At 72.2% G+C, this 20,077-nt stretch carries 12 protein-coding genes; 6 read left to right on the forward strand and 6 right to left on the reverse strand.

Annotated features, from left to right (window positions below; all coding sequences use genetic code 11):
- The first annotated feature begins 181 nt into the window (after positions 1-181).
- Complete coding sequence (locus AB0J04_RS10680; RefSeq protein ID WP_363168017.1) at positions 182-1,417, forward strand: glycosyltransferase; 1,236 nt, start codon at positions 182-184, stop codon at positions 1,415-1,417.
- 9 nt (positions 1,418-1,426) lie between these two features.
- Here AB0J04_RS10680 and AB0J04_RS10685 read toward each other — a convergent pair whose 3' ends face one another.
- Together AB0J04_RS10685 and AB0J04_RS10690 are read right to left on the reverse strand one after the other, a co-directional pair.
- A complete protein-coding gene (locus AB0J04_RS10685; RefSeq protein WP_363167999.1) occupies positions 1,427-4,072 on the reverse strand; it encodes a P-loop NTPase fold protein in 2,646 nt (881 codons plus the stop codon).
- 178 nt (positions 4,073-4,250) lie between these two features.
- Positions 4,251-4,913 carry a TetR/AcrR family transcriptional regulator gene (locus AB0J04_RS10690; protein ID WP_363168000.1) on the reverse strand — a complete coding sequence of 221 codons (663 nt, stop codon included), beginning with the start codon at positions 4,911-4,913 and terminating at the stop codon, positions 4,251-4,253.
- A 191-nt stretch (positions 4,914-5,104) separates the two neighbouring features.
- Between AB0J04_RS10690 and AB0J04_RS10695 the strand changes: the two genes are divergently transcribed.
- On the forward strand, positions 5,105-6,364 hold the full coding sequence (locus AB0J04_RS10695) for a YncE family protein (protein WP_363168001.1): 1,260 nt from the start codon (positions 5,105-5,107) through the stop codon (positions 6,362-6,364).
- A 67-nt stretch (positions 6,365-6,431) separates the two neighbouring features.
- On the opposite strand, the gene AB0J04_RS10700 is transcribed toward AB0J04_RS10695, so the two are convergent.
- On the reverse strand, positions 6,432-8,294 hold the full coding sequence (locus AB0J04_RS10700; RefSeq protein WP_363168002.1) for an endoglycosylceramidase: 1,863 nt from the start codon (positions 8,292-8,294) through the stop codon (positions 6,432-6,434).
- 132 nt (positions 8,295-8,426) lie between these two features.
- Between AB0J04_RS10700 and AB0J04_RS10705 the strand changes: the two genes are divergently transcribed.
- Positions 8,427-9,521 (forward strand): XdhC/CoxI family protein, encoded by a 1,095-nt coding sequence (locus AB0J04_RS10705; protein WP_363168003.1) that lies wholly within the window; start codon positions 8,427-8,429, stop codon positions 9,519-9,521.
- A 396-nt stretch (positions 9,522-9,917) separates the two neighbouring features.
- Here the strand turns inward: AB0J04_RS10705 and AB0J04_RS10710 are convergent, their stop codons facing one another.
- The gene (locus AB0J04_RS10710) at positions 9,918-10,412 is read right to left on the reverse strand and encodes a metallophosphoesterase (RefSeq protein WP_363168004.1); all 495 of its coding nucleotides are present in this window, start codon (positions 10,410-10,412) and stop codon (positions 9,918-9,920) included.
- Positions 10,413-10,522: 110 nt separating this feature from the next.
- On the opposite strand from AB0J04_RS10710, the gene AB0J04_RS10715 reads away from it, so the two are divergent.
- On the forward strand, positions 10,523-12,460 hold the full coding sequence (locus AB0J04_RS10715; protein ID WP_363168005.1) for a glycosyltransferase family 2 protein: 1,938 nt from the start codon (positions 10,523-10,525) through the stop codon (positions 12,458-12,460).
- A gap of 79 nt (positions 12,461-12,539) precedes the next feature.
- On the opposite strand, the gene AB0J04_RS10720 is transcribed toward AB0J04_RS10715, so the two are convergent.
- A complete protein-coding gene (locus AB0J04_RS10720; RefSeq protein ID WP_363168006.1) occupies positions 12,540-15,017 on the reverse strand; it encodes a SpoIIE family protein phosphatase in 2,478 nt (825 codons plus the stop codon).
- 172 nt (positions 15,018-15,189) lie between these two features.
- On the opposite strand from AB0J04_RS10720, the gene AB0J04_RS10725 reads away from it, so the two are divergent.
- The gene (locus AB0J04_RS10725; protein WP_363168018.1) at positions 15,190-17,343 is read left to right on the forward strand and encodes a SpoIIE family protein phosphatase; all 2,154 of its coding nucleotides are present in this window, start codon (positions 15,190-15,192) and stop codon (positions 17,341-17,343) included.
- A gap of 105 nt (positions 17,344-17,448) precedes the next feature.
- Here the strand turns inward: AB0J04_RS10725 and AB0J04_RS10730 are convergent, their stop codons facing one another.
- A complete protein-coding gene (locus AB0J04_RS10730; RefSeq protein ID WP_363168007.1) occupies positions 17,449-18,936 on the reverse strand; it encodes a S1 family peptidase in 1,488 nt (495 codons plus the stop codon).
- 865 nt (positions 18,937-19,801) lie between these two features.
- Between AB0J04_RS10730 and AB0J04_RS10735 the strand changes: the two genes are divergently transcribed.
- Positions 19,802-20,017 carry a type A2 lantipeptide gene (locus tag AB0J04_RS10735; protein WP_351917495.1) on the forward strand — a complete coding sequence of 72 codons (216 nt, stop codon included), beginning with the start codon at positions 19,802-19,804 and terminating at the stop codon, positions 20,015-20,017.
- Positions 20,018-20,077 lie beyond the last annotated feature (60 nt).

A 20,077-nucleotide genomic window follows, 5' to 3' on the forward strand; every position in this document is an offset into this window, starting at 1 on the left:
CGAACGAGGGTCGATGAATCGAACGTATTGCGCGCCGAAAGTAGAACCGCCGGAGAGTGAAGTCAACGGCTGGGACAGAAGTGATGTGACCGCTCTCAAAGATGAAGTGGCCGCTTTCGTAGGGTCGTTCACCCTCACGGGGCTCCCCGCCGCCATACTGTCCGTCGTGCGAGTGGCGATCATGACGGCAGGCTCCCGGGGCGATGTCGCCCCCTTCACCGGACTGGGGCACGCGCTCGTGCGCGCGGGCCACGAGGTCACCCTGGTCACGCACGAGCGGTTCGCCCCGCTCGTGGCGGGTTCGGGGGTGGGCTTCCACGCGCTGCCGGTCGATCCGCGGGCCGAGCTGGAGTCCGAGCAGGGCCGGGGGCTGCATCGCAGCAGCACCGGCCCGGGAAAGCTGCTGCGGGTGGCCCGGATGGCGCGGACGTTGGTCGGGCAGATGACCGACGACCTCGTGAGCGCCGCCCGCGAAGCCGACGCGCTCCTGCTGGCGGCCTCGGTGGCGCCGCTGGGCCACACCATCGCCGCCGGGCTGTCCCTGCCGAGCCTCGGCCTCGCCCTCCAACCGGTCGCCCCCACCCGGGAGTTCGCGCCGCCGTTGCTGGGCGGCGGCTCCTGGGGAGCGGTCGGCAACCGGCTCGCCGGGCACGGCGTCGAGGCGGCCGTCGAGCAGATCTTCGCCCCCGTCCTGCCGGCCGTGCGGGCCCGGCTGGGCCTGCCCGCCGTCCGCCGTCCGGTCGCCGGCCTGCGGGCCCGGGAACGGCGCGGCCGGCCGGTGCTGCACGGCTTCAGCCCCCTGGTGGTGCCCCGGCCCCGGGACTGGCGGGCGGAACTGGGCGTCACCGGGTACTGGTGGCCCTACGACCGCGAGAGCCGACTCCCGCCCGCCCTGCGGGAGTTCCTCGACGCGGGGCCGCCGCCGGTCTTCGTGGGCCTGGGCAGCGCGACCGTGCCCGACCCGCGGCGGCTCAGCGCCGAGGTCGTCCGGGCGCTGCGGCGGGCGGGGCTGCGCGGGGTGATCCAGCGCGGCTGGGCGGGCCTCGCGGCCGACGGGGACGACATGCTGACCGTCGACGACGTGCCGCACTCGCTGCTCTTCCCGGAGACGGCCGCGGTGGTCCACCACTGCGGGGCGGGCACGACGGCGGCCGGGGTGCGGGCCGGGGTGCCCGCGGTGCCGGTGCCGATCCAGTTCGACGAGGGTTTCTGGGCGGACCGCCTGGTCGCCCTCGGAGTGGCCCCGGCCTCGGTGCCGCTGCGCCGGCTCACCGCCGACACCCTCGCCGACGCGCTCGCGCGGGTCACCCGGGAGACCGAATTCGCCTGGCGGGCCCAGGAGTTGGGCGTGCGGGTGCGAGAGGAGGACGGAACGGCACCGGTCGTGGAAGTGGTGGGGCGGCTCGCAGAGAGGTGACCGGCAGCCTCACTCGGCGTAGTGCGGGCAGGACCTGCGCGTGGTCTCGACGATCTCCCGCAGCTCGGGAGCGGGCACGTGCGGCAGCCCCCATGCCGCCCTGGTGTCGTCGAGGAGACGACGGGCACTGTGCGGCGAGAGGGAGAGTTCCCCCCGCACGACCGCCAGCCGCTCGAGACTTCCGTCCGGTCTGTACACGTGCGCCTGCGTACGGCGACGCTCGAACCCCGGCGCCGCGAACACATCGAGGAGAGTGACGCAGAAGTACGCGTAGGCGGCGGCCTCCTCCAGACGCTCCAGGGTGTCGGCGGGCAGGTCTGCCCGCAGTTCGGCGCCGCCAGGACCGTCCGCCCACCGCGCGAACCGGCCGATGTGCCCTCTCATCCTGTCGAGTTCGCACAGGCAGTCGGCGTGCAGGAATTCCGCCAGCCGCCTGGTCGAACCGAAGACCATGTCCGCGCTCCGGGTGGGCAGGGCGCCCTCCTTCACCCCGACTCTGAAGGCGTCGACCGTGTCCCGCATTGCGCGGGTGACGAGCCAGGCGGCGATGTTCCGCAATTCGACCTCCCCCCTGCTCTCGCGCAGCGACACCATCTCGCGGGAGTACCGGATCAGGTCCCGCGGCACACCACCGGCCAGGGCGTGGGCGAGCGCCACGAAGGGCTCCGAGAGACCGGCGGCGCGCTGGGCCAGGATCCGCTTCGACTCCTCCAACGAGCAGGGCCGCACATGGACGACGTCGTCGAACGTGCTGTCCGCGACATCGCGTCCGGGCAGTCCCCGCCGGACGAAGGACGCCCCCACGTCCTCCGAGACCGAGATCAGGAAGTGCACGCCGGTGACGCCCAGGATGGCCTTGATCTCCCCGAGGAACTCCAGCGCCTTGGCGGTGGTTCCGAGCCGGTCGATCTCGTCGATGGTGACCACCACGCGGCGTCTCTGCGGCCGCAGTTCCCCAGCCACCTCGGCCAGTGTGCGCCTCAACTGCTGGACGAGTTCGGGCAGGGTGAGAGGGGACGCGGTGAACGAGGTGCCGTAGGTGGATCCCAGGCTGAGCAGCCCACCTGCCGGGGCCCCGCTCGCCCCGTACGTCACGCTCTGGACCGTCTGGAGCCGATAGAGGTGCTCCCGGCACCGGCTGGCCAGGGTCGGCTCCCGCTTTCCGCGCTTCCACCGGGACGTGCTGATCATGACGGCACCCAGGGAGACCAGCGCCACTCGTTGCGACAGGTCCCATCCGAAGGCCGCATGCCGGATCCGGTCGTCGTTGAACGCCCCTACGAGCCCGAGGAGGAAGACCAGGACCGCGGCCCGCTCAGTGATGCCGTGCGCGTCTTCCCAGAAAGGCATGACCGCCACCCAGACCGCGATGAGGACGAGTGCCGCCACAACCGTCATCGTCGCGTAGTAGACGGCCGGTTCGTTGTGCCTCCACTCCTCGAACCAGGCGATCACCGGCCTCGGCGACCACGTGGTCACCAGACCCAGCACTGTCAGCAACCGGCCGACCGGGGCGAGAAGGGTCTTGCGCAGCACGTTCGTGAAGCCGCTGAACCGAAGCCTCCTGACATACTTCCAGACCAGGAAGCCGAGGACGACGGCCGCCAGGGCCCACCACGGCCGCCTGCCCTCCAAGACTGCCGCCAGACCGTCCCGCAGCCGCTCCGCCGCGTTGTCGCCCGCTCGCGCGACCGCTCCGAAATCGTGCACGACGAACTCGTGCACGGCAGCGAAGACACCCGTGACGAACAGCCCGAGTGCCAGCAGGCCGACGAAGAAACGCTGAGTGAGCGCCTGCACGGCTGCACCGAGCCTGCGCAGCCCTGAGCGCAGCGGGCTGAGGCGCCGGAACTCCGGAAAGCGGTACCCGTGGTCCCTCATGTACGTCTCGCACAGTTCGACGAAGAGCGCGGTGAGGAACTCCAGCGGGGCGTAGGAGGCGGGCGCCTGGACGGCGACCTTCAGGTCGTGCACGTCCGCGCACGAGGCGAGCAAGGTCGACTTCCCCGAACCACGCGGTCCGCACACGGCGATGGTGCCGTCGACCAGAGCGTCGAGCTTCCGCCGGATCTCCGCCGCCGCCTGGTTGTCGACCACATAACGCTGGTCCCGGTGGTCTCTGATGCCCTCGTACTCCGTGGCGACCAGCAGACACTCGGGATCCTCGCCGAGGAGATCCGAGACGACGTTGTGCACCACCGAGGGCAGGACGTCCCGCGCCGCGACGCGGGTGAACTCGGCGGTCTCCTGCCGCACCTCAAGCACCCGTCCGGCCCTGGCCGTCATCGCGAGGACGCATCCCAGGAAAGCCCGCACCCGGCCGCGGGACTCCGGCCGCCACAGGCTCCAGCCCAGAGCGCTCAGGGCGGCGCCGAGCCCGGCAGGCCACCAGCCGCTCCCGGTCGCGCACAGGACGACCAGAGCCGTCCCAGACAGGGCAGCCAAGACCAGAGGCAGGTCCCAGGTCAGACGGGGCAGCAGTCGCAGAACGCGGTCCTCAGCCCGGTCCCGCCCGGTGCACGCGTCCTCGTAGCGCCGCAGGGCTTCCCGGTACAGAGGCGCCGCACGGACCCGGGCGACGTTCTCCGGCAGCCGCATCGCCCGCCTGACGTCCTTCCGGAACGCGCCGGGGCGCCGGTCCAGGCGGCTCGCCACCCCAGCAGACGTCAGGGTCTCCTCCAGCGCCTGCGCGTAGGCCGCCCACTCCCCCTCGCCCTGAAGACCGGCCGCCGACAGTTCACGGTCCCCGTCGCCTTCACCGTCAGGGTCGGCCAGCGGCAGTTCCAGGTCCCCGTCGAACGCGCGCTCCCACTCGTCGTCCCCCGGTACCGGTTCAGGAGGAATGCCGTTCCCACCCTTCCGGCCGCAGTATCCCCAGCAGCTGTCGCACCAACTCGTCGACCACCTCGTCCAGAGTGGCCTCCACCCAGCCGGCGGTCCAGTCGTGCAGGAGGCCGTTGACGCTGCCGATGAACGCCGTGGCGGGGAGGCGGTAGTCGCGGGCGGCCGCCTCGCCGCGGTCCGCCGCGGCCATCGCCTCGCCGCAGATCAGCTCGATCCAGCGGGCGCGGCGGGCCAGGCGCTGTTCCTCCAGGCGGGGGCTGACGCCGACGATCTCGACGAAGGTGATGCGGATACGGCGGGGGTCGACGGTGACGTTGGCCGCGTAGGCGCGGAAGATCGCGGTGACGCGTTCGGCCAGCGGCAGTCCCTGCGCGCACGCGATGCCCGCCACGACCGCCGCCTCCGCCCAGTCGTTGACCCGGAGGTGCAGCGCCGCCAGGACGTCCTCGAGGCTGCAGAACTCCTCGTAGAACTGGCGGGTCGACAGGCCGGCCGCCTCGCTCAGCGAAGCGACCGTGGTGCCGCGGTAGCCGGGGGCGCCCCCGAACATCTCCAGCGCCGCGTCCAGGAACCTCCCGCGCCGCTCGGCCTGCCGCTGTTCGGCCGTCTTGCCGCCGTACCGGCCGGTAGGCGCCCTGAGCCTGCCCGTCACTGACCCTCCCTCGTCGCTCCGTGCTCCCCCGCCCCCGATTTTGTCGTGTACGGAATCTTGTCGCGCAGGGCACCCCTTCCTTACTCTCCAGTAAGGAAGGTCTGAACGCGAGCGTGTTCAGATTGGGGCAGGCGTGCGCGCGACCCTCCACGCTGCCCTCACACCCGCCACCCCCAAAGGAGAGAGCAGCCATGCCTGCCTTCAGATCCAGGCACCTTCGCTCCGTAGCCGCCGCCCTCGTCCTGACCGTCACCGCCCCCGCGACCGCCGCCACCGCCGCCACCGACTCCTCCAGCGCCGCCGCACTGCGCGAGGTGCTCTTCGTCGGCAACAACTGGGAGGGCACCGCGGACGTCATCAAGTCCAGCGGGGACTTCGCCAAGGTCGGCCGGATCAACGTGATCCCCGACAAGAGCGCCCGGATGGCGGAGATCAACGCCGACCCGATCAAGTGGATCTACTTCCAGGCCATCCGCAACGGTGTCGGCGAGGGCCACGACCAGTTCGTCGACGACATGTACACCACGCCGGACGGCGCGTCGGTCGTCGTCTCCCGGCCCAGTTTCGCCGACGTCGTCTCGATCGACCTGGCCACCGGGAACATCAACTGGCGTTTCCCGGTGTCCGGTTACCGCTCCGACCACATGGCCGTCTCACCGGACGGACTCCGGGTCGCGGTCTCCGCGTCGATCTCGAACACCGTGCACGTCCTGAACATCAACACCGGTAAACAGTTGGGCTCGTTCAAGACCGGCGACAAGCCGCACGAGAACATCTTCACCAAGGACGGCAAGTACATCTACAACATGTCGATCGGCGACGTGAACACCTCGCAGGACGCCCCGTGGCAGGACTTCACGAAGGGCGACCGGCGCATCACCGTCGTCGACGCGACCACCTACCAGCAGGTCAGAATCATCGACATGCGGGCGCGACTGAACGCGATCGGCCTCACGGACTACTCCGACGCCGTGCGCCCGGCGGTCTTCTCACCGGACGAGTCCAAGCTGTACTTCCAGGTCTCGTTCTTCAACGGCTTCTTCGAGTACGACCTCGCCACGGACCGGATCACCCGGACGAAGACCCTGCCGAAGAACCCGGCGACCAGCGACGACCGCACCACCTTCGTCAACGACTCGCGCCACCACGGCATCTCGATGAGTCCCGACGGCAGCAAGCTGTGCGTCGCGGGCACCATGGACGACTACGCGACGGTCGTCGACCGCACCACCCTCCAGGAAGGCCCGCTGGTCACCGCCTCCAAGCCCTACTGGGCCACGGTCAGCGGCGACGGGAAGAGCTGCGTCATCTCCGAGAGCGGCGCCGACCAGGTCACCGCGATCGACTTCGGCACCGGGCAGAAGGTCGTGTCGGTGCCGGTGGGCGACCATCCGCAGCGGGTCCGGATCGGCCATGTCGCGACCGACTGGACCGGTATGACCTCGAACTGACGGGTCCTCATGTGATCGGGGCGGGTGGCGGTCACCGCCGCCCGCCCCTGTGCCGTGCCCGGTGCGGCTACCCCACCTTCTGGGCCACCCAGGCCGCCAGCTCCGTGCGGGCCGCCGCCAGCAGGGTCGCGGACGGGGCGGTCGCGCCGTTGGTGACCAGGGCGTAGTGCACGGTCCCCGTGTCGGACGTGCTGAGCAGCAGGCGCCGGCTGCCGGTGCCGCCCGGTTCGACGGCGGCGGCGATCTTCGTGGTGGACGAGTAGGCGGGCGGGCCGTACACCGTGCCCAGGTCGGAGACGACCGTGGTGGCAGCGGTCGGGAAGGACGCGGGCAGGTGCAGCTCGGTGGGCGCGGCGCCGCCGCCGGAGCGCCACACGAGCACGCTGTACTGCCCGGAGCCGACCAGCGAGGCCACGTTCGGCAGGGTGCTGGGGACGGGGTTCCAGGTGAGGGTGGTGGAGCCGTCGCGGGAACGGTCCTCGTAGGTGAAGGCGACGGTCGTGCCGGAGGTCGCGCTCGGGTAGACCCGGTCGAGGAGCCGGGCGTCCTGACGGAGGGTCGCCGTGCCGCTGTCGTCCAGGCGGACGGCGGAAAGGTCCTCGTCGTTCCACGCGTCGCCCGTGGTAAGCAGTTTGTCGGCGTTGCCGTTCATCAGCTCGTGGTGGCGGCCGTTGTAGATGTCCCACTGCCACTGACTGCCGGAGAGGACCGAGCCGGAGGCAGCCGGGGTGGTCCACCAGGTCACGCCCTTCACCCGGGAGTCGAGAGCCTGGTACATCGCCTTCAGGACGGTCGGCGCCTTGCCCGCGGTGTTGCCGTTCAGCGGGTGGCCGAACTCGCTGACGACGGCCGTCGTCCCGGCCGCCGCGGCCCGGTCGCGGACGGTGCCGAAGTCGGTGACGTACTGGCCGTTCTCCGCGTTGCCCCACATCAGGATCCCGGAGATCGCCTTCTGGTCGTAGAAGTGGGTGTTGAAGACGTAGCGGGAGCCGAGCGTGCCCGCGTCGAGGAGACCGCCCTCCTCCTTGCTGACGTTGCCGTTCCAGAAGAGGTTCGGCTCGACGAAGGCGGGCTTGTCCGTCCAGCCGGCCGCGTCCATCCGGGCCCGGAACCTCACGTAGAACGGCCACAGGACGTCGCGTTCCCACGTGCGGCTGGCCTGGCCGGAGTCATAGGTGCCGGCGTACGGCTCGTTGTAGGGGTCGAAGCCGACGACGCCCGCGAACTGCTCGGCGGTCAGGTTCTGCTTGACGTATGCCATGGTCTGCTGCGCCATGGCGAGGAACGAGTCCTGGAGGCCGTAGGCGTTGTGCCAGAAGTCGTACTGGGCCTTCTTCACCGCGCCGTTCTGGGTGATGTTCTGGCCCCAGAGGAAGCAGATGCCGCAGGACTCGGCGGGGTAGCCGCCCAGGTCCACCGCCCACTGGGGAGCGCCGTCGCCGGTGTACCAACTGCCCTCGTTGAACAGGTAGCGGGAGTAGAGGTCCTGGTGGAAGTCGGGGTAGACCCGGATGCCGGCGTCGAGGAAGGCGCGCATCTGGGCGGTGGCGGCGGCCAGGTAGGTGGTGTCGTACTGGCCGCGCACCGGTTCGGCGTAGGCCCAGGAGAGCAGGAAGCGGACGGAGTTGCCGCCGCCGAGGGCGCGCAGGGCGGTCGCCGACTTCTTGGCGTCGGCGACCGAGGCGAAGGGCAGCCCGTTGTTCTCGGCGAGTTTGGTCTCGCCGGAGACGTTGTAGCCGCGCAGCACGACCTCGCGGCCGTTGCCGTCGACGAAGCGGCCGCCGGACACGGTGAGCGCCGTGCCGTCGAAGGAGAGGGAACCGGGGAGCGTGGCGGCGGTGGCGGCCGGGGAGCCCGCCACCGTGAGGAAGCCACAGAGTCCGCAGAGGACCACCAGGACAGCGAGCAGACGTGCCCGGATATTCGGCATGTCCACTACAGTCCGGTGATTTCCAGACACCGTCAATACCTTCTGACCCCCGAGTAAGTTCATGCTCCGTCAGCCACCGGGCCCGTCCCGTTCAACAGGACTCCTCACTGGTCAACGGATTACCGTTCAATCGTGCGCGAGATTCTCCCGGTGTTGAGTGGGTGGTACGCCGCTGGTGAGCCGTTCGGGCTCGCCACCGTCGTCGCCGTCAGCCGCAGCGCGCCGCGCGATCCGGGCGCGGCGATGGCTGTGGGGCCGGCCGACGAGGTGGTGGGCGGTGTCTCCGGGGGCTGTGTGGAGGGCGCGGTGTTCGAGCTGGCCCAGGAGGTGGTGGCCGACGGGGCGGCCCGGCTGGAGACCTTCGGGTACAGCGCCGAGGACGCCTTCGCCGTCGGTCTGACCTGCGGCGGCGAGATCACGGTGCTCGTGCGTCCCGTCACGCCCGGCCTCGACCCGTCCTTCGGCGCCGTCGCGGAGTCGGTGGCCGCGGGCGAACCGGTGACCGTGGCCACGGTCACCGACGGGCCCGCACCGCGCGGGGCCGCTCTCGCCGTCTGGCCGGACCGGACCTCGGGCACCCTGGGCGCGGACGGGCTGGACGCCGCCGTCACGGCCGACGCGCGCGGCGAACTCGCCCTCGGCGTCACCGGCCTTCGGCACTACGGGCCGCGCGGTGAGCGGCGGGAGGACGCCGTCTCGGTGTTCCTGCACTCCTTCGCGCCGCCGCCGCGGATGCTGGTGTTCGGCGCGATCGACTACGCGGCCGCCGTGGCCCGCATCGGCGACTTCCTCGGCTACCGGGTCACCGTGTGCGACGCCCGCCCGGTCTTCGCCACCCCCGAACGCTTCCCGCCGGGCGTCGAGGTGATCGTCGACTGGCCGCACCGGTATCTGCGGGGCACGGACACCGACGGGCGCACGGTGATCTGCGCCCTCACCCACGACCCGAAGTTCGACGTGCCGCTGCTGGAGGTGGCGCTGCGCGGGCCCGCCGCGTACATCGGGGCCATGGGCAGCCGCCGCACCCACGACGAACGGCGGGCGCGACTCGTCGAGGCCGGGCTGACCGACCGTGAGCTGTCCCGGCTGCGCTCACCGGTCGGGCTGGACCTCGGGGCCCGCACGCCCGAGGAGGTCGCCGTGTCGGTGGCCGCCGAGATCGTCGCGCTGCGCTGGGGCGGCAGCGGCGCCCCGCTGACGGCCACGGCGGGGACCATCCACCACTGACGGAGAAGTCTCGTCGGGGACCGGCAGCGACCCGGCCGGCGCCCAGCCCCGGGCGCGCGCCCAGGTGGCGTCGTCGGCGCCGACCGCCTCCCGGAACACCGTGCACGGCGGGAAAGACTTCCGGGCGAGCTGGAGATCCACGGTCGGGTCGGCCACCGCCAGGGCGCCGAAGCGAGCGGCGTCGAGTTCCACCGAATCAAGCGGGTGTAGGACGCGTGGAGAGGGGTAGGCGGCCAGATGGACAGGCATGCATGTCCTCCCTTCGTCTCGCAAGGGAAGGAGGTCTGTGGAAGCAACGCACACTCGCAAGTTCCGGGCCGCCCCCGAGCCCACTCGGCCGGGGCGGCCCGGTCCTCGAGTCCGCCGTCCTGTGTCCGCAGTCCTGTGTCCGCAGTCCTATGACAGCCGGTGCAGGACGACGTCCGTGAGCCGGCCGTCGGCGGCGGTGGCGGTCAGGTAGGTGCGGTGCGGCTGACGGCGGCGGTCGGTCGGGGAGCCCGGGTTGAGCAGCCGCAGTCCGCCCGGGGCCGTGGTGTCCCAGGGGATGTGGCTGTGGCCGAAGACGAGGACGTCCAGGTCGGGGAAGCGGGCGGCGCACCGGGCCTCCCGGCCCTGGGCGGGGCCGGTCTCGTGGACGACGCCGAAGCGCAGCCCGCCCGGTTCGGCGTAGGCGATCTCGGGCAGTCGGGCGCGCAGGTCGGGCCCGTCGTTGTTGCCGTACACGCCGAGGACCGCCCGGCTGCGGCTCTCCAGCAGGTCGAGGGTGGCCGTGTCGACCCAGTCCCCCGCGTGGATCACGAGGTCCGCGCGCGGCAGCTCGTCGAGGAGCGGGTCGGGGAGCGCCTTGGCGCGCCGGGGGAGGTGGGTGTCGGACATCAGAAGAAGGCGCACGGCGTCAGACTACGGACAGGTGAGGGGCCGTCGGCGGGGTTAGCATCGGGCCACGCGCACCCGCCGCCCCGCGCACGGCAGAGCGATCCAGCAAGGGGGCCAGGAGCCCGATGCCGGTCAAGGTCAGCGTCATCGTCCCCGTCCACAACCCCGGTCCCGGTCTCGAGGACTGCGTCGCCTCGCTGCTGCGGCAGTCGCTCCCGCCGGACGAGTACGAGATCGTCTTCGTCGACGACGGCTCCACCGACGCCACCCCGGCCCGGCTCGACGCGCTCGCCGCCGAACACCCCCGGGTCCGGGTGATCCACGAGGAGTACTCCGGCTGGGCGGGCAAGCCGCGCAACGTCGGCATCGACGCCGCCCGCGGCGAGTACGTCATGTTCGTCGACACCGACGACCATCTCGGCGACGAGGCCCTGGAGCGGATGTACGGCTACGGGGTCGCCAACGACGCGGACGTGGTCGTCGGTAAGACGGCCGGCCGGGGGCGCAGGGTGCCGGTGGAGCTGTTCCGCACGAACCGGCCGCACGCGACCGTCGAGAACGCGCCGCTCATCGACAGTCTCACCCCGCACAAGATGGTCCGCCGGGCGTTCCTGGTGCGCACCGGGCTGCGCTTCCCCGAGGGGCGGCGCCGGCTGGAGGACCATGTCTTCGTCACCGAGGCCTATCTGCGCGCGGACAACGTCTCCGTGCTCGCCGACTACGTCTGCTACTACCACGTCAGACGGGACGACGCCGGGACCGCGAGCCCGCGGCCGTTCGACCCGGCGGGGTACTTCAAGAACCTGCGGGAGGCCCTCGACGTCGTCGAGCGGTACACCGAGCCGGGGCCGCTGCGCGATCGGCTGTTCCGGCGGTGGCTGCGCGTGGAGATGGTCGAGCGGCTGCGCGGGAGGCGCTTCCTGGACCTGCCCGAGGACTACCGCAGGGAGCTGTTCGAGGAGATCCACTCGGTGGTCGTCGAGCGGTTCGGGCCCGGTGTCGCGGCGCCGCTGCAACCGACCCGGCGGGTGGTCGCCGCGCTGGCCGCCGAGGCGCGCTACGACGACGTCGTCGCGTTCGCGCAATGGGAGTCGGGCGTCGCGCTCGCCGTCGACCCGCAGGACGTCGAGTGGCGCGACGGCGTGCTGCGGATCTCCTTCACCGCCGAGCTGATGCACGACGGCGGGCCGATGACGTTCCCGTCGGCCGGGGGCTCCCCGCGGTGGCCGCCGCACGACGTCGCCGAGGCGGTGCGATGGCTCGGCGCGGACACCGTGGGCCGGTTCGACCGGGCCGTGCCCGACCTGCTGCTGCGCGAGCGGGCCAGCTCGGCGCAGTACTTCCAGCCGGCGGAGGTGGTCCGGGAGACGGTTCCGGCCGGGGACGGCAGCCGGGTGCGGCTCGTGCTGCGGGCGACGGCCACGGTCGACCCCGCCACCGCGGTCAGCGGCAGCCCGGCCGGCGAGGGCCTGTGGGACGTGTGGGTCCGCATGGGCCTCGGCGGCTGGACCAAGGAGCTGCGGCTGGGACCGGCGCCCCGCCACGGCCACGGCCGTCCCGCCCCGCCCGCCGGGGTCGTCGGGGGCCGCGTGGTGCTGCCCTACTGGACCGACCGGCACGCGAGCCTCGCGCTGGACGTCGGTCACGCGAGCGGGCGGCTGGGCCTCGGCCGCGTCTCGGCCGGGGACGTCACCGTCGCCGAGGACCGGCTCCGGATCGTCCTGCCCCTGCACGTGCCCGAGGCCGGCGCCGCGCTGCTGCGGCTGACGGGGGCGCGGTCCGGCGACTCCCGCGAGATCTTCGGGACGCTCGCGCCGGGCGGACGGTTCGCGGCCGTCCTGCCGCTCGACGACCTGACCGGCGGGACCTGGCTGACGACGGTGTGCCTCACCCCGGGCGCGCCCGGGACGCGCTTCCATCCGCTGCCCTTCGCACTGCACGTCGACGCGGACGGCGTCCTGGTGGTGCCGGCGCCCCAGCCCGGCAGCGCCCGGCGAACGGCCCGCCGGGTACGTCGGGCGCTGTACCGGGCGCTCGGCAGGATCACGGCACGAGGGAGGTGACCGGTCGTCTCACGGCGTCCGCGTGCCTCGGTTCAGGGGTTCCCACCGATGAAGCCGGCGGCCCCGGTGACGAGGAGGCTCATGAGGGGATCCGTGCCCTGCCGTGGTCATCGGGGTCCAGCGGCAGTTCGCTCCACACCTGTTTGCCGCCGCTGACCGGCACCGTCCCCCAGGTGTCGGACATGGCCTCCACGAGGAGGATGCCGCGGCCGCCGGTGGCCTCCCAGCCCAGGTCGGTCGGCTTCACGGGGCTGCGGGGCGAGGCGTCGGTCACGGCGACGCGCAGCCGTCGGCCGATCAGGGTGAGGTCGAGGCGGACCGGGCCGTCGGTGTGCACCAGGGCGTTGGTGACCAGTTCGGAGACGACGAGGAGGGCCGCGTCCATCGCCGTGTCGGTGATGCCCCAGGCGCGCAGGGTGCGGCGGGAGAAGCGGCGGGCGTGCCGGGCCGCCTCGGGCACGCGCCACACCGTCCAGCCCTCGCGCAGGGGTTTGACGGCCATGCCGTCGTAGCGGATCAGGAGCAGGGCGACGTCGTCGCCGCGGTGGGCGTGGCCGAGGAGGTTGTCCGCGACGAGGCCGAGGTGGGCGGGGTCGGCGGCGGACAGGGCGCGGGCCAGGCGGTCCAGGCCGGTGTCGATGTCCAGGTCGGCGGACTCCACCAGCCCGTCCGTGGTCAGCGCGATGACGGTGCCCGGGGCCAGCCGCAGCGGGGTCATCGGGAACTCGGCCTGGGTCAGGACGCCGAGGGGCGGGCCGCCGTCGGTCTCGGCGATGTCGGTCGAGCCGTCGGGGTGGCGCAGTACGGGCGGCGGATGACCGGCCCGTACGCACCAGGCGGTGCCCTCCTCCATGTCGACGTCGACGAAGCAGCAGGTGACGAACAGGTCGGTCTCCAGCTCCAGCAGGAGCCGGTTGGCGTGCGAGACGACGACGTCCGGCGGGTGGCCCTCGGCGGCGTAGGCGCGCAGGGCCGTGCGCATCTGGCCCATGAGGGTGGCGGCGGCCGCGCTGTGTCCCTGGACGTCGCCGATGACGAGCGCGACATGGTGGTCGGGCAGCGGGATCACGTCGTACCAGTCGCCGCCGACGTCGAGTCCGGCGGTGGCCGGCAGGTAACGGGCGACCGCGACCGCGCCGGCGAGTCTGGGCAGTCGGCGCGGGAGCAGCTGGCGCTGGAGCATGCCGACGAGCTCGTGCTCGGCGTCGAAGGCGTGGGCACGCATCAGGGCCTGTCCGGTGAGTGCGGCGGAGGCGGTGAGCAGGGCGCGTTCGTCGGGGCCGAACTCGTGCGGCTCGTCCCAGCCGATGAGACAGGCGCCCGCCATGCGTCCCCCGGCGGACAGCGGGAGCACGGCGAGGCCGCCCGGTCCGACCTCGGCGAGGGCCGGTTCCAGGGCGGTGCCGGCGGGCCAGATCCGGGCCCGGCCCTCGCGCAGGGCGGCGGCGAGGGTGGGCATGGCCCGCACGGGCGCGTCGGGCCACTCGGAGCGCCACTCCTGCTGCCACAGCTCGGGCCAGGACTCGGGTTCGGGCGGGTCGAGGACGGTGACCACGAGCCGTTCGTTCTCCAGTTCGGCCAGCGCGATGCGGTCGGCCCGCAGCGGCCCCCGCAGCGAGGCGACGACGGCCTGGCTGACGTCGCGGACCGTGCCGGCGGTGGCGAGCGCGGCGGCCAGCCGCTGGACCCGGGCGACGTCGGTGACCTCGTCGCGCAGGGTGGCGGCGTCGGCGACGGTGCCGACGAGCCGTGCCGGGCGGCCGTCGCGGCCGGGCAGCAGCCGGCCGCGCAGCCTGAGCCACTTCGGCGGCCCGGTGGGCTGGAGCACCCGGAACTCCAGCTCGCGTTCGCCGATCGACATGTGGTCGGCCTCGACGACGGACATCAGCGAGGGCAGGTCCTCCGGGACGGCGAGCCCGAGCAGGGTCTCCACCCGGCCGTCGAACTCGGCCCGGGTCAGCGGGAACAGTTCCAGGATCTCGTCGCCGACCTCGACGCGGCCGGTGTCCATGGCCAGGCTGAAGGCGTTGGCGCGCAGTTCCTCCCCCTCCACGGGAGCGGCGGCCGGGGCGGGCAGCACGACGGCCTCGGCGACGAGTTCCAGACACAAGCGGTCGTCGGCGTCGAACCCGCCGGGCCGCTCGCCGACCGCGAGCAGACAGCCGCTCGCACCGCCCCGGACGGGCAGGGCGGCGAGGTGGACGTCACGGGCGGGCATCCGCCGCGACTCCGCGCAGTCGGCGAGCTCCGCCGGGCCGAGCCACACCGGCCGCCCGGTGCGACAGGCGTCGGCGGCGGGCGAACGGCCGTCCAGCGGATAGCTCTCGCGCAGCCCGTACAGGGTCCTGGGGACTCCGGCCGACTCGACGATACGGAGCAGTTCGCCGTCCTCGCCCGGCGTGTAGACGGCGACGAGGGCCGCGCCCGCGAAGACGAGCGCCTGTTCGAGCGTACGGCGCACCCGTTCGGGCGAGGCGGGATCGGCGGTGATCGTCTTGAGGGCGATCTCGGCACGCCGAGGTCCCGTTCCGCGCTCCCCGGCACCCTCACTGACCACGTCCGCAATTACAGCGCCAAAGGGGCCTGTGCGCAGCCCCTGCGCCGGTTTCGCGGAGGTCGGCGGGAGGGGGCGCGCGGCACGTTGCGGGCGGGCGGACCGCTCGCCGTGCGCGCCGGGCCGCAAGGGGGCAGATTTGGAGCCCGGGACCCGCGCTGCGCCGGGCGAGGAGGTGGTCACCGTGCCGGAGGAGCCGTCCGGGCAGGCCCCGGCGGCCGTATGGGCGCCGGTCGGCCGCCCGCTGCTCTCCCTGGCACTGACGTCGATGATGGACGACGTCGGGGCCCACTCCGGTGCCGTCTACCTGCGGCGGGGCGAGGAGCCGGTGCTGGAGATGGCGGTGGTGGCGGGGCTCCCGCGGTCCTTCGCCGCGCCCTGGGAGCGGGTGGGGCTGAGCGCGCCGATCCCCGTCGCCGAGGCGGCGCGCGAACGCCGGCTGGTGTGGGTGGGCGGCGAGGAGGACATGGCCCGCCGCTATCCGCGGATCGCCGTCGTCCTGCCGTATCCGTTCGCGCTGGCCGCGCTGCCGGTGGCGACCGGCTCCCGGGTGTACGGGTCCGTCTTCGTCACCTGGCCGGGCTCCCACCCCACGGAGCTGTCCGAGCGGGAGCGTCAGGAGCTGACGGCGGCCTGCGACCGGCTCGCGCTGCGGCTGGAGCGCGCGGCGGCGCAGAACCTGTCGCTGCGCGCCGAGGCCGATGTGGTGGACGCGGGGCCGCTGAGCGGGATCGCCGACACGCTCGGCACGCTGGAGGCGGCGCGGATGGTGGCCCGGCTGCCGTACGGGCTGTGCTCGCTGGATCTGAGCGGGCGGGTGGGCTTCGCCAACGCGGCCGCCGCCGATCTGCTCGGCGTCCCGGTGAGCCGGCTGCTGGGCTCGCAGCTGTGGGCGACCCTGCCGTGGCTCAACGACCCCATGTACGAGGAGCGCTACCGGGCCGCGCTGATCAGCCAGAACGCCACCTCGTTCGTGGCGCTGCGCCCGCCCTCGCAGTGGCTGTCGTTCCGGATGTATCCGAGCACCACCGGGCTCAGCGTGCGGATCAGCCGGGCCCGGGCCGTGTCGGAGATGGGCCCGGCCGATCCCCGGTCGGGGGACGCGCCGACCCGGCTGGTGTCGATGTCGCAGGCGCTGAGCCTGGCCGGGGCGCTCACCGAGACGGTGAGCGTGCAGGACGTGGTGGCGCTGGTCGCGGACGAGATCGCGCCGGCGGTGGGCAGTCAGGCCCTGGCGCTGCTCGGTGCGCGGGCCGGCCGGCTGCATGTGCTCGGGCACCACGGGTATCCCGATCCGCACACGGTGGAGCAGTTCGACGGAATGCCGCTGAGCGAGCCGAACCCGGGCGGACACGCCGTCACCCACGGCGTCCCGGCGTTCTTCGAGTCCTGGGAGCAGCTGAAGCACCTGTATCCGGCCCGGCACGCCGGCCGGGACGGCTTCGCCGCCTGGGCGTTCCTGCCGCTGATCGCCTCCGGCCGGCCGGTCGGCGCCTGTGTGCTGGCCTACACCGAACCGCACGCGTTCTCCACGCACGAGCGCGCGGTGCTCACCAGCCTGGCCGGGCTGATCGCGCAGGCCCTGGACCGGGCCCTGCTGTACGACGTCAAGCACAAGCTGGCGCACGGGCTGCAGGCGGCGCTGCTGCCGCACTCGCTGCCGTCGCTGCCCGGCATCGAGGCGACCGCCCGCTATCTGCCGGCCACCCGGGGGATGGAGATCGGCGGGGACTTCTACGACCTGGTGCCCTCGCCGCCGCTGCCGACGGCCGTGATCGGGGACGTCCAGGGGCACAACGTGACCGCGGCCGGGCTGATGGGGCAGATCCGCACGGCCGTGCGCGCGTACACGACGGTGGGTCAGGAGCCCGCGGAGGTGATGCGCAGCACCAACCGGCTGCTGATCGACCTCGGTTCGGAGCTGTTCGCCAGCTGCCTCTACCTGCGGCTCGACCCGGCCCGCGGGCGGGCGGTCATGGCCCGGGCCGGGCATCCGCCACCGCTGTTGCGCCGGGCGGACGGCCGGGTGCGCGTCCTGGATCTCGCAGGCGGCCCGCTGCTGGGCATCGACGAGTCGGCGACGTATCCGACGACGGAGGTCGAGCTCTCCCCCGGCTGTGTCCTCGCCCTCTACACGGACGGGCTCATCGAGACGCCGGGGGTGGACATCGAGGACGCGGTCGCCCAGCTGGGCACGCGGCTCGGCGAGGCCGGGGACCGTCCGCTGGAGGAGCTGGCCGACGAGCTGGTGGGGCACTACGCGGCGGCGGAGGAACGGATCGACGACGTGGCACTGCTGTTGCTGCGGGCGTCGCCGCCCGGGGGGTGAGGCGGAAAGCACGACGGTCCGGCCCTCCCGCCGGAGGGCCGGACCGTTCGACCGTGCATCTGATCAGTGGTGGTGATCAGTCGGTGATCAGTCGGTGATCAGCGATCAGTGGGTCTCGGTGCCCTGGGCGCCCTCTTCGAGGCCCGACTGCTCCTCGTTGCCGGCACCCTGCTGGTCGCCCGCGCCCGCCTTCTCGCCGCCGGCGTCCTGGCCGTTGTCCTGGCCGTTGTCCTGGCCGTTGTTCTGACCGTTGTTCTGACCGTTGTCCTGGCCGTTGTTCTGGTCGCCCGCGCCCGCTTCCTCGCCGCCGACCGCGTCACCGCCGGCGCCCGCTTCCTCGCCGCCGCCGACAATGGCCTCGCCCGTGTTGTCGTCGATGCCGTCACCGTTCTCGTCCACGGCACCGGCGCCCGCCTCTTCGCCGCCGACCTCGTCACCGGCGCCGAGTCCGCCGTCGCCGAGGGTCGCGCCGACCGCCTCCAGGGCGGTGGTCACCGGCTGGAAGAACGTCTCGCCGCCGACGGTGCAGTCGCCGCTGCCGCCCGAGGTCAGACCGATCGCCTGGCCCTCCTGGGTGAAGAGCGAGCCGCCGCTGTCGCCGGGCTCGGCGCAGACGTCCGTCTGGATGAGGCCCGTGACGGTGCCCTCGGGGTAGTTGACGGTGGCGTCGAGGGCCAGAACCTGACCGTCCTTGAGACCGGTGGTGCTGCCCATGCGGAAGACCTGGGTGCCGACGGTCGCCTCGGCGGCCTCCGTGATCTGGACGGTCTGGTCGCCGAGGTTGACCTCGCTCGCGGCCACCGTGGCCGGGTCGTCGTACTTCACAAGCGCGAAGTCTCCGTCGCCGGGGAAGGTCGCCTGGTCGACGGTGGCGATGGGCTCGCCGTCCTCCGTGTCGGACCACTGCTCGGCCGCGACACCGCAGTGACCGGCCGTCAGGAAGGCCGGGGAACCGTCGCCCGCCGTCACGTTGAAGCCGAGGGAGCAGCGCGCTCCGCCGCCGAATATCGCGTCGCCGCCGGCCACCTTGGTGGTGAGGGTGCCGGCCGACTTCTGGATCGTCGCCATGCCCGAACCGAGGGTCTTCACGGTCGACTCGAGCTGGTCCCACTTGGTGCCGGTGACCGTGGAGTCGGCGGTGACGAGGATCTTGTTCGTCTTGGGATCGACACCCCAGGCGGTGCCCGGAATGGTCGCGTCCTTCTTCAGCGTCGCCGCGGCCGCCTCGAGTTCGGCCGTGCTGTTGTCGACCTGGCGGATCTTGGCGCCGGCCTTCTTGGCCTGCACGATGACCTGGTTCTCGTCACCGTCGATGTTGATGTCGTCGCCCTCGACGTTGATGACGTTGACGACCAGTTGCTGGCCCTCGCTGTCGTAGTACGAACCGGCGAAGGCGTCACCGAGCAGCTCGGCGAGCTGCGAGGCCAGGTCCGAGGCGTCGCCCGCCTTCAGGGTCTTCACCGCGGCGGCGTTGTTGGAACCGCCGTCCTGGGAGGCGTTGGCCTGGGGAAGCAGGATGGCCGCCGCTCCGAGCGCCGCCACACCGCCTGCCGCGATGATGACCTTGCGCTTCGTAACTCGCTTGTGACTCAAAAAACTCGACCTCCTGGGGGACGGGGTCTGCTGCCGGCGTCCGGCAGCTCCGTACAGCGGCGCCTGGTTGGTCATGGGTACGCAGGAGGCGTGTGGTGCGTTCAATCGCGTTTGCCAACTTCCTTTGCGAAACGCTGAATCGGCCATGACCCGCGCCCGACCCGGCGACCGGGCGGACAACCGCCCAAATGGCGATGACGGCCCCCTAAACCTCTTGCCTGCGAGCCTTCGAACTGAGGAAGACGGTCCGGCAGCCGACCTCGTTCCCGCGTGTGGTGATCGATTCGGATGGCCGGATCTCGCCCATGATCACTCGGCACTCGCTCGGCAATCGCTCGGCAATCGCTCGGTACTCACGTCGGCGGTCACGGACTTCGGCCGTCGGACGGCGGCGCCGAGCACTCCCGAACCCACACCGTCCGTAGCCGGTCGGCGACGATCCGTTCAGATCACGGCGTCGAATCCGTGTTTCAGAGAATCTGCACATCGAATGCCCAAGCAGGTCACTGCAAGCGGGGGTTCTGCACAACTCGGCGACGCCTGCCACGCCATTGGGGCGGGAGTGTCGGATTCGCCGCGAGGGCGCAGCACGCTCATCCGAGCGAATCCGTCCCGAGGTGTGAAGAAGTCGCCGACAAGCCGTGGTCGGGCCTGCACGGTTTAACACTCCTGTGACGCAAGTGCCCAGGTGGGACAGGGGTTTGATTGGAAGCCCCGGCCGCGGACCTGCTTTGATCCATCGCACCGCAGGGCCGTCGGGGCCTCCCGGAAACGGGTGTCCGGCGCTCTCGGCCGCGGCCGTCGTCTGTCCCCAGAGGGGGCCGCTCCCCCCTTATGAGATATCCATGTGAAGGGAAGTTCCACCATGAACTCCACCCCCCAGGTTGAGACCGTCGAGATCTCCGACGCCGAGCTGGACAACGTCTCCGGCGGTCTGTCCCTGAACGCCCTCGGCACCGTCACCGGCCTGGTGGACGGCATCGCCCCGGTCTCCGGCCTGGTCGACACGGTCGTCGGCACCGTCACGGGTGTCACCGGCCTGAACACCGCCCCGGTCACCAACCTGGTCGCCGGTCTCTGATCGCGCCCTTTGTGACTCCTTGAGTCCCGGAGCCGTCACCCGGCTCCGGGACTCATCGGT

This window comes from Streptomyces sp. NPDC050263 (assembly GCF_040655955.1).
Lineage (GTDB): Bacteria > Actinomycetota > Actinomycetes > Streptomycetales > Streptomycetaceae > Streptomyces.